9 protein-coding genes and 2 tRNA genes are annotated in these 9,579 nt (G+C 69.8%); 5 read left to right on the top strand and 6 right to left on the bottom strand.

The features are described 5' to 3' along the window. Positions 1-1,310: 1,310 nt before the first annotated feature. Positions 1,311-2,477: an alpha-hydroxy-acid oxidizing protein gene (locus ACYVDG_RS20530; RefSeq protein ID WP_460755610.1), complete on the bottom strand. Its 1,167-nt coding sequence runs from the start codon at positions 2,475-2,477 to the stop codon at positions 1,311-1,313. Positions 2,478-2,692: 215 nt separating this feature from the next. After that, the gene (locus ACYVDG_RS20525; protein WP_460755646.1) at positions 2,693-4,513 is read right to left on the bottom strand and encodes an ABC transporter ATP-binding protein; all 1,821 of its coding nucleotides are present in this window, start codon (positions 4,511-4,513) and stop codon (positions 2,693-2,695) included. A gap of 159 nt (positions 4,514-4,672) precedes the next feature. Here ACYVDG_RS20525 and ACYVDG_RS20520 point away from each other — a divergent pair, with 159 nt between their 5' ends. Continuing rightward, entirely contained in the window at positions 4,673-5,257 is a 585-nt protein-coding gene (locus ACYVDG_RS20520) for a TetR/AcrR family transcriptional regulator (protein ID WP_460755607.1), read from the top strand. Between the two features lie 103 nt (positions 5,258-5,360). Here the strand turns inward: ACYVDG_RS20520 and ACYVDG_RS20515 are convergent, their stop codons facing one another. Further along, on the bottom strand, positions 5,361-5,654 hold the full coding sequence (locus ACYVDG_RS20515) for a GroES family chaperonin (RefSeq protein ID WP_460755643.1): 294 nt from the start codon (positions 5,652-5,654) through the stop codon (positions 5,361-5,363). A 201-nt stretch (positions 5,655-5,855) separates the two neighbouring features. On the opposite strand from ACYVDG_RS20515, the gene ACYVDG_RS20510 reads away from it, so the two are divergent. The 3 genes from ACYVDG_RS20510 (at position 5,856) to ACYVDG_RS20500 (ending at position 7,045) form a co-directional block, all read left to right on the top strand. Then, positions 5,856-5,928 (top strand) — tRNA-Ala (locus tag ACYVDG_RS20510). 353 nt (positions 5,929-6,281) lie between these two features. Next, positions 6,282-6,722, top strand: a complete 441-nt coding sequence (locus ACYVDG_RS20505) for an SRPBCC domain-containing protein (RefSeq protein WP_460755604.1) — start codon at positions 6,282-6,284, stop codon at positions 6,720-6,722. Positions 6,723-6,727: 5 nt separating this feature from the next. Continuing rightward, a complete protein-coding gene (locus ACYVDG_RS20500) occupies positions 6,728-7,045 on the top strand; it encodes an ArsR/SmtB family transcription factor (protein WP_460755639.1) in 318 nt (105 codons plus the stop codon). Here the strand turns inward: ACYVDG_RS20500 and ACYVDG_RS20495 are convergent. Then, positions 7,017-7,238, bottom strand: coding sequence for a hypothetical protein (locus tag ACYVDG_RS20495; RefSeq protein WP_460755601.1), 222 nt, complete (start codon positions 7,236-7,238; stop codon positions 7,017-7,019). The genes ACYVDG_RS20500 and ACYVDG_RS20495 overlap by 29 nt on opposite strands. Positions 7,239-7,324: 86 nt before the next feature. Then, positions 7,325-8,560, bottom strand: coding sequence for an endonuclease/exonuclease/phosphatase family protein (locus ACYVDG_RS20490; RefSeq protein ID WP_460755598.1), 1,236 nt, complete (start codon positions 8,558-8,560; stop codon positions 7,325-7,327). Positions 8,561-8,764: 204 nt separating this feature from the next. On the opposite strand from ACYVDG_RS20490, the gene ACYVDG_RS20485 reads away from it, so the two are divergent. Beyond that, a tRNA-Ala gene (locus ACYVDG_RS20485) sits at positions 8,765-8,837 on the top strand. A gap of 237 nt (positions 8,838-9,074) precedes the next feature. Here the strand turns inward: ACYVDG_RS20485 and ACYVDG_RS20480 are convergent. Then, positions 9,075-9,542 (bottom strand): SRPBCC family protein, encoded by a 468-nt coding sequence (locus ACYVDG_RS20480; RefSeq protein ID WP_460755593.1) that lies wholly within the window; start codon positions 9,540-9,542, stop codon positions 9,075-9,077. Between the last annotated feature and the right edge of the window lie 37 nt (positions 9,543-9,579).

Here is a 9,579-nt window from a genome sequence, read left to right as displayed (position 1 = left end):
GGAGTGGACGGTGCACGCTCCTCGTTCCTGGTGATCAGGGTGATAAGAGCCGTATGACGGGAGACTGTCACGTACGGATCTGTGAGGGCCGGGGGGTGAGATTCCCCCCGGCTACTCGGCGGGGACGTGTGGTCGGGGCCTGAAGGGGCCCTTCGGGCCCCGGCCCGGTGGGCCGGGCTTCGCCCGGTCCGGCCATGGCCGGCCGGATTCCTTCCCTTCCGCCCGGCTTGATCGGCCAGCGCGTCGCAATCCAGTGACCAGCCAGCGACGAAGAGCCCGATCAGGCCGGGCGCGTGGCCGAGCGCGTCCCACCGGGCTTTCGGTCAGGGGTGGGCCCCCTTTCCAACGATGATCTTGCCCCCAGCTCCACCCTCGACGGCCGAGGGTGGAGCTGGGGGCAAGATCATCGGGGATTAACGGGTTTCGGACGCAACGGACACCACCACCGGGCCGGTTCCGGACACCGGGGCCGCCCCCCCGGGGGGGCGGCCGCTACCCCCGGTGGAGGCACCCGGGACACCGACCCCCGCCCAGAAGCACCCGGGGGCCGGTGAGCCCCCTCCCTGGAGGCAATCTCGGCGCCCACAATGACTCCAACAGGGGGGCTCACCACGCCCCACCCCGCACCCGACCGGTCCAACAGCACCACCCGCACCCGTATGGGCCACCCCCCCACCGAGCCGCCAGACCGGTGGGACGCGCCCAGCCATGTCCCCGGCCTGCTCGGGCCCTTCGTCGCCCACCGGCCACTGGATTGCGACGCGCCTGCCGACACAACCAGACCCACGGGAAGGAATCCGGCCGGCCACGGCCGGACCGGGCCGCAGGCTCGGGGCAGTTCCCGGCCGAAGGCCGGTCCCGTCGCCACCCCGACCACATGCCCCCCGTTTCCTGACTGCCGCCGACCCGCCGTCGCAGCGAAGCGGGTCAAGGTGGAGCGCCCCTCGACAGCGCGCCAGCGCTTCGACGGCGACGACCTTGACGCGCGCAGCGGAGACGGCCACCATCAAGCGGCAGGAAACGGGGCAACCCGCACCCGCAGAGAACCCCACGGCCACGCAGGACCGAACGCACCTGCGGGGAACCTCCCGCACCTGCGGGGAACCTCCCGCACCTGCGGGGAACCTCCCGCACCCGCTGGGAACCTCCCGCACCTGCGGGGAACCTCCCGCACCTGCGGGGAACCTCCCGCACCCGCGGGGAACCTCCCGCACCCACGCGGAAAGGGGCACACCCCAAGGGCAGGAGAACCCAACACCCTGTGTCAGAAGGCTCTCAGAACAGCCCATGAGGGCGCTTCCCCGTCGCGGTTACGGTCGCCGGGTGACGTCCGAGGCATCCAGGTCGGCGATGTCCTTGCCCATCAGCTCCGCGGTGATCTGCAGCTCGGCCAGGAAAGAGCGCAGAACGTGCTCCACGCCCGAGGCCCCGTCCACCGCCAGGCCGTACACCCACGGCCGCCCCAGCAGGGCCGCCTTCGCGCCCAGCGCCATCGCCACGGCCACGTCCGCACCCGACCGCACACCGGAGTCGAACAGCACCGCCGCCCGGTCACCTACCGCCGCCACCACCTCGGGCAGCGCGTCCAGCGCCGCCACCGAGGCGTCGATCTGGCGCCCGCCGTGATTGCTCACCACGATCCCGTCCACGCCGGCGTCCACCAGGTCCGCGGCCTCGTCCCCTCGGACGACCCCCTTGACCAGCACCGGAAGATCGGTCCACTGGCGGATGCGGGAAATGTTCTCCGTGCTCAACGACTTGCTTGCGAAGGCACCCAGGAAATGGAAGACCGCCTCGGTGAACACGCCGCCCGGCTCGGGCTCTTCCTTGAGCCGGGCCCGGAACACCGGATCGCTGAAGTAGTTCGCGGTGCCCTGGCTGCGCAGGAACGGCAGGTGCCCCGCGGAGAGGTCGCGGGGCCGCCACCCGAGCCGCTTGGTGTCCGCGGTGACCACGATCGCTTTGGCCCCGGCCGCCGTCGCGCGCCGTACGAAGGACTCCGCCAACTCGTCGTCGCTGGGCCAGTACAGCTGGTACCACCAGGAGTCCGCGGCCTCGGCCACCTCCTCGATCGGGGTGGAGGCGGCCGTGGACAGGGTCACGGGGACCCCCAGCGTGTTCGCTCCCCGGGCCAGGGCCCGCTCGCACTCGGGGTGCACCTGCTCCAGAACCCCGATCGGCGCGGTCAGCAGGGGAGTGGGGTAGCGCTCTCCGAACAGCGTGACACCCAGGTCCCCCGCGGTCTCCGCCCCGGGCCGCAGGCTGCGCGGCCGCAGGGCGTACCGGGAGAAGGCGTCGGCGTTGGCGTCCGCGGTGCGCTCGCGCCCGGCGCTCCCCTCCACGTAGCCGAACGGTCCCGGATCCATGGCCTCCCGGGCTAGCTCGCGCAGCTCGTCGTGGTGGTACGGCAGCTGGGGGAGCTTGCCGTTGGTCGCGTCGGCGTAGACGCCGTCCTGATACTGGGCGTAGTTGCTCATCGATCCCTCGCGGGCGCCGGGGCGCCGGTTCCGCGCGCCGCGGGTGGGGCGGGCGCGCCTCGGGCGTGTCCGGGGAACAGACCACTGCGTCCACCGGAAACCGCCCGTGCCGAACAGGTCGCCGCGGGCACGGGACGCCAGGGACCCGCACCCGCGACGAGCGGGCCGTTCGCGCCTGCCGGTCCGCTCTGGCGCGGATGTTACTACCCGGGTGGTCACGAGGGGGAGGCGCTGACGGTCACCTCCTCGCCACGGTCCCCGCCCGCAGCTGGACGGTCACGGCCCTCGGTCTCCGCGATATGCAGGGCCGCGACGAGGTCCCGGTACAGGGAGTCCTTCGCTAGCAGCTCTTCGTGGGTGCCCTGGGCCCGGATCCCGCCGTCCTCCATCAGGAGGATGCGGTCGGCGCGGATCACCGTGGACAGCCGGTGCGCGATGGTCACCACGGCCGCCCGCTCAGCCTGGCGGCGAACGCTCCGGGTGATGGCGGCCTCGGTGATCGCGTCCACCTGCGAGGTGGCCTCGTCGAGCAGCAGCACGTCCGGGGCGCCGAGCAGGGCGCGCGCCAAGGCGACGCGCTGGCGCTGTCCGCCGGAGAACGAGGAGGCGTCCAGCCGCGTGTCCAGCCCGTCCGCCAACTCCTCGATCTTCTCGGACAGGAGCACCTCCGCCACCGCCCGCCTCATCTCCTCGTCACCCGCTTCCGGGCGGGTGAACAGCAGGTTCTCGCGGACGGTGCCGGGGATGACCGGGGTGTCCTGCTCCACATAGGAGAAATGCGCGCGTACCTGCTGCGGAGACAGCTCCCGGTAAGGCTCCCCGTTGATCAGGAGCTGCCCGTGTTCGGGTTCAAGGAAGCGCAACATCAGGGAGAAGACGGTGGTCTTGCCCGCACCGGAGGGGCCCACGATCGCGGTGTGGCCGCGCCGGGGGATAGCCATGTCGACACGCTCCAGAGCCGCGGCCGCGCCCGGCGCGTACCTGGCGGTGACTCCGTGCAGCTCCAACAGCGGGCTCCCGTGGCCGTTGTTGGCGGTGGGGGCGGGGCCGTCCGGGCCGGAACCCTCGGGGGCCGGTGCGCCGCCGGTTCCCTCCTCGGCGGCGGGTTCGAGCGGGAGGGCCTCCACCTCGCGGATGCGCTTGGCGGCGGCGATACCCGACTGGAGGGTGGTCACGCTGTTGGAGAGCTCCATGACCGGGGTCAGCAGGGTGAATGCGTACAGGAGGAACGCGACCAGGGTGGAGACCGCCATCTCGCCTGAGGCGACCCGGAGCGCACCTACGCCGAGGATGGCGATGATGGCCAGCTGGATGCCGCCGAAGGCGATCGTCCAGGCCACGGCCTCGCGGCGGACCGATCGGATCCCGTACCTTGCGGACTCCTCGGCGTGGGTCAGGATCTGCGTACTGAGGCGGCCCTCGGCCCGGCTGACCTTGACCGTGCGGATCGCGCGGAGGGACCCGTCGAGCACCCCGCCCATCAGCCCGAGGGAGTTCTGCGCTCTCTCCTGGGCCTTGGCGATGGCGGGCATCAGGGTCAGGAAGAGGACCGTGACAACGGCCACCGCGGTGACCGTGACACCGAACAGGACCAGGTCCAGGACGCCCATCATGATCAGTGTTCCGACCAGTAGGACACCGCCGTTGATGAGGCTGATCACGCTGCTGGATGCCGCCTCGCGCAGGAGGACGGTGTCGGAGGTGGCCCGGGTGACCAGCTCGCCGGAGGAGCGCTTGGAGAGCGGGATCAGGGCGGCCCGGAAGTAGCGGCGCACGAGTGAGGTTCGCGCGTCCAGGACCACCTTTTCCGCGACGGTGCCGAGCACGATCCAGTGCCAGAGCCCGGACACGATGCCGAGCGCGAAGAGGCAGAGCAGGATCGCGATCGGCATGGCGAGGCTGCCGGCTTCGGAGACGGTGTCGAGCACGAACTTGACCACCATCGGGTTGGCCAGCTCGAGCGCGGAGCCGAACAGGGCGAGGACCAGGCCCAGGAGGAGTTTGCGCCGGTGCGGGCGGACGAAGGACCAGAGCACCTTCAGCTGCGCGAAGCGCGGTTCCGTCGTGGCTCCGGTGGCTCCGCCCGGTGGATCGGGTGGTGCACCACTTGCTAGTGAATGATCAGGCATGACTTAAAGTAGGTCACACATGACCGATTATTGTCAACCAATTACCTACACATCTAGACTGAAGACATGGTGAAGAGCGCTCCCTCAGAGGAAGAGACGAGGACCCGCGCACGGACCCGCCGCGCGATCCTCGACGCGGCGGTGGAAGTGCTGGGAGAGAACCGGGCCGCGCCGCTGTCACAGGTGGCGGTCAAGGCCGGCGTTGCGCGCAGTACGCTGCAGCGCTACTTCTCCGAACGGGCAGAGCTCGTCACGGCCCTGCGCGACTACATCGACGAGCTGGCCAACGAGGCCACCGAGCGGGCCCGCACCACCGAGGGCACCGCCATCGAAGCCTTCTCCCGCCTGGCGTCCGAGTACTTCTCACTGCGCACGATCGCCATGCTCGCTTTCGCCGACGGCGACCCCACCGCGCACCAGGGGGACGAGGAGGACTGCGGGCCCGCCGACCTGGCGCTGTACGAACTCGTCGAACGCGGGCACGAGGACGGCACCATCGATCCCCGCGTCACCCCGCTGTGGGCGCAGCAGCTCCTGTGGTCATCGCTCTACGCCGGATGGAACTATGTGACCGCCGCCCGGGTCCCCGCCTTCGAGGCCCACAACTTGTGTCTCATGTCGCTGGTCAAAGCGGTCGCCCGGGAGAAATGAACCGGACCGGGGAAACACCGCGCCACTCCGTGGCGCACAGGAAAGCCGGGGCCCGGTTCGCATGCCGGGCCCGGCCAAGGCAAGTGGAAGCGGGTTCGGGGGCTCAGAGGTAGAGGCCGGTGCCCCGGTCGGGAGCCTCGTTCGCGATCGCGTGGACGTCCCTCTCCCGCAGAACGACGTACCGCTCACCGTTCAACTCGACCTCGCCCTGCTCCTCGGGGTCGAAGAGCACACGGTCGCCGGTCTTGACGTGCCGGGCCCCGGTGCCGGCGCCGCGCACCTCACCCCACGCGAGACGGGTCGCCAGCTTCACCGTGTCCGGGATGACCAGACCCGCACTGCTGCGCCGCTCACTCTTGTCCGGAACCGCCTTCACCAACAGGCGATCGTGGAGCATCTGGATTTCAAGCTTCGTTTCGGGCACCACTCCAGGATATTGGTCCCGAACCGCCGCCAGCCCCACGCCCCGGCCCGAGCCAGAGGCAGAGGCAGCCGGAGTACACACGTGAGACATCCGAGGTTTGACCTTGGTTCGACCCACCCTTGACTTCCTGTACAGTAGTGACGTGCCGAGGCGGGGGAACCGCCCGGCCAACCAGGGGCTATGGCGCAGTTGGTAGCGCGCCTCCATGGCATGGAGGAGGTCTGGGGTTCGAATCCCCATAGCTCCACGAGTCGGCCCGCGTGGTCGGTTGCTTCGCAACCTTCCCCGTGGGCCGTTCCTGTTTTCGGGGGCGACCCCCGAGCCCCCCGGTGTGCGCTCGCTGGGGCTCGCGCACCTCGCCGCCCCTGTTCGCGCGTGAACGCGCTCACCGCGGCGGCTCGTCTGTGGCTGGGGTGGGTTCTCGGCTGTTCGCGGGGTCAGCTGTGGTTGAGGTGGGGCGCCGCCTCTGTTCGCGCTGGTTGCAATCGATGGCGAGCACCTGCATCACCTGAGTTCCAGACGGTTTTGTGCAATCTATTGGTTGCAGTCTGGTGTCTCGGTGTGCAACTCTATAGTTGCAATTGGCTCGAGGGGGGCGACATGGACAGGATCGAGAAGCAGATCGACATCGACGCCACGGCGGAACGCGTCTGGGGCCTGGTGTCCGAACCCGGGTGGTTCATCAACGACGGAGCGATCGTGGAACACCGGATCGAGGAGGTCGGCGAGGGAGTCCACGAGGTGCACGACCCCACGCACGGGAAGTTCCGGATCCGGACCGAGAAACTCGATCCGCCGCACTACGCCGCGTTCCTGTGGATCGGTGGCGAGATGGACCAGCACATCGAGGAGCGGTCCACCCTGGTGGAGTTCCGGATCGACGAGCGGCCCGGCGGGGTGACGCTCAGGGTCGTGGAGAGCGGTTTCTCGAAGCTCAGCCTCACCGAAGAGGCCAAACGTCAGCAGTTCGCGGAGAACACCAAGGGCTGGGAGGTCGAACTCGCGGCGGCCAAGGCCCATGTGGAGGAGGACAGCCGGTGAGCGGCCTGGAGACCTCGTTGCCCCCGGTCTTCGCCGCTCTCGGCGACGACACCCGGTGGGGCGTCCTGGTCAGGCTCGGGCGGGGACCTGCCTCCGCCTCCGAGCTGGCCCGGGAGCTACCAGTCTCCCGGCAGGCCATCGTGAAGCACCTCGAGGCCCTGCGTTCGGTGGGCCTCGTTCGTGCGGAGAAGCGCGGCCGCGCGGTCGTTCACGAGGTCGACATCGGCCGCCTGGACGAGGTCGGAGAGGGCCTGCGGAGCATCGCCGCGGCCTGGGACCGCAGGCTGGAGAGCATCAAGAAGATCGCGGAGTCCCAGGGCTGAGCCGCCCGTCGACGAAGGCGAGCAGCTCCGGGTCGGAGGAGGTCAGCCGGTCCACCTCGGTCCCTCCGTCACAGGTGCGCATCGACACCGTCACCGCGGTGGCGGTGCGCGCCACCACCCGCCACAGTGCGCCGTGCTTTTCCCAGCGCAGTAGCGAGGCGACGTGCGGGTTCAGGGGTTCACCGGTCGCCACCGCTGTCACCTCCGTCAACCAGAGCGGGTTCCCAGGATACGAAAGGGCGGCGGGCCCTCCCCGGCTCTCGGGAAGGGCCCGTCAGGTCAGGACGGGAGCGAGTAGAAGGTGAGCACCGCCGCGTGGTCGGTGGTCCACTCGTTGTCCTCGTGGTCCGGGTACGGGGCCGGGTCCCCGACGACCAGGTCGTGGGAGTCCAGCACACCGAGGTCGCCGGCGTGGTAGACGAAGTCGATCCGGTCCTGCGGCTCCTCCGGGCCGGTCGATCCCTCGTGGTACGGGTACACGGGGGACCAGGTGTTGCCCGGCTCGGCCCCGGGGTCGGGGTGGGCTTCGCGGTAGGAGTCTGTGAACCCCTCCTCGGTCGGCAGCGTCGAGGTCGGCCAGGGCACGTCGGCGTACCCGCAGTTCTCCTCGCGCAGCTCCTCGGTCCAGTCCAGGTGCGAGGGCGCGTTGAAGTCACCCACGAGCAGCACCGGAACATCGTCGGCGGCGTCGACCTGGTCGGACACCACTTCGAGGGTGTCGGTGATCTGCGGGGTGCGGCCCGACTCGGCCTCCCGCTCCAGGACCTCGTCCACGTCCATCCCGTCGAAACAGAAGTCGTAGGGGCCGTACGGGGTGTACCCGAGGTGCACGTTCCACAGGTTGACCTGGGACTCCTCGCCGTCGAGCTCGATCCGGACCCCGCCCGAAGCGTTGACCTCGCCGTACTCCTCCGCGATCGGGTAGCGGCTGAGCACCCCGAGGCTGTCGGAACCCTGCCAGTGGTACCAGCCCAGTGCCTCGGCCAACCGTTCGGTGTGCTCGCCCTGGGTCTCCTGGAGCCCCACGACATCGGCGTCGCTCTCCAACAGGAAGCGGACCTGCTTCTCGTGGTAGTCGTTCACCTGCGTGCCGCCGTGCCAGGTGTTGAAGCTCATCACCCCCAGCTCGTCGACGAGCGGCTGATCTTGGTCCCGCACCGGGACGGTCACCTCCAGGCTCGCGGCCGAACCGTCGGCGGCGGTCGCCTCGACCGTCACTTCGGCCGAGGTCTCAGGTGTTCCCGAGAGGGTGCCGTCCGACGACACCTGGACCCAGTCGTCCCCCTCGACCTTCGCGAACTCGGTCCCCGAATCACCGCCGGAGACCAGTCCACTGAGCTCCGCCTCGTACGGTTCGCCCTCACGAGCGTTGTGCAAGGTGGCCTCATCGACCGGGAAGGCGATGCCCGCGTCCGAGGTGACGTCCACGTCCCCCGGATCGGCGGAGACGGGGCATGCCCCCAAGGTCATGATCAACGCGGCGGCGGCCGCAGGGGTAAGGAAACGGACACGCATCCAGTCCTCGGTTCTCTAGGGGATTGTGGACCGGCCAGAACCTACCGTGTGGCGATGGTAGGGGGAAGACGTCCGGCCGAAGCGCCGGTGAACGCCCCGGTACACCGGACACCGCGCGGCGGCCCGAACAGAGTGCGCTGAAACACCCGCCCACCCCGTACAACCCACCCTTCCCCTTCCGCTAGGATGGAAGCATCCCTTCAAGGGGCTATGGCGCAGTTGGTAGCGCGCCTCCATGGCATGGAGGAGGTCTGGGGTTCGAATCCCCATAGCTCCACGAGTCGGCCCGCGTGGTCGGTTGCTTCGCAACCTTCCCCGTGGGCCGTTCCTGTTTTCGGGGGGCGACCCCCGAGCCCCCTGATGTGCGCTCGCTGGCGCTCGCGCACCTCGCCGCCCCTGCTCGCGCGTGAACGCGCTCACCGCGGCGGCTCGCCCGTGGTCGGGAAGGGTGGTTGGCGCGCCGCTCAGTGCGTTGATTGCGGCCTCGGATCGGCTGCTTCCGGCCGAGAGCCGGTCACCGTTCCACGTGGGCGGCCAGGTTGGCCAGGGAAGAGGCCAGACCGGCCTCGTGGTCCCGCTGGGAGATGCCCGAGGGGACGTCCGCCGCCCGGATGGTCACCCGGGTTCCCCCGTCCGTGTCCTCCAACTGCCAGGTCATGGTCATCGTCCCGGAGAAGGCGGGGTCGTCCGCCTCGAACACCACCCGTTGGACGACCCGCTCGTCGGGCACCAGCTCCGCGAACTCCGCCTCCACGACATCGGTGTCGTCAGACGACTTGCCGTGTCCCGGGGCCCTGTAGGTGAGCACCATCCGGTAGCCGCCGCCCGGGCGGGCGTCGAAGCGCTCCACATGTCCGGTCATGCCCTCCGGCGGGAGCCACTCCTCCAGGCTGCGCGGATCCACCAGTGCACGGTAGACCGCCCCCCGGGGCGCTCGGATCGTGTGGTGACCGCTGTCCGTACGCCTCATCGCACCACTCATGAATCAAGGCTAGCGACCGTGTGTGCCTGGTGCCCGG

Source organism: Nocardiopsis oceani, assembly GCF_054777395.1.
This window is presented reverse-complemented; position numbering and strand designations above follow the sequence as displayed.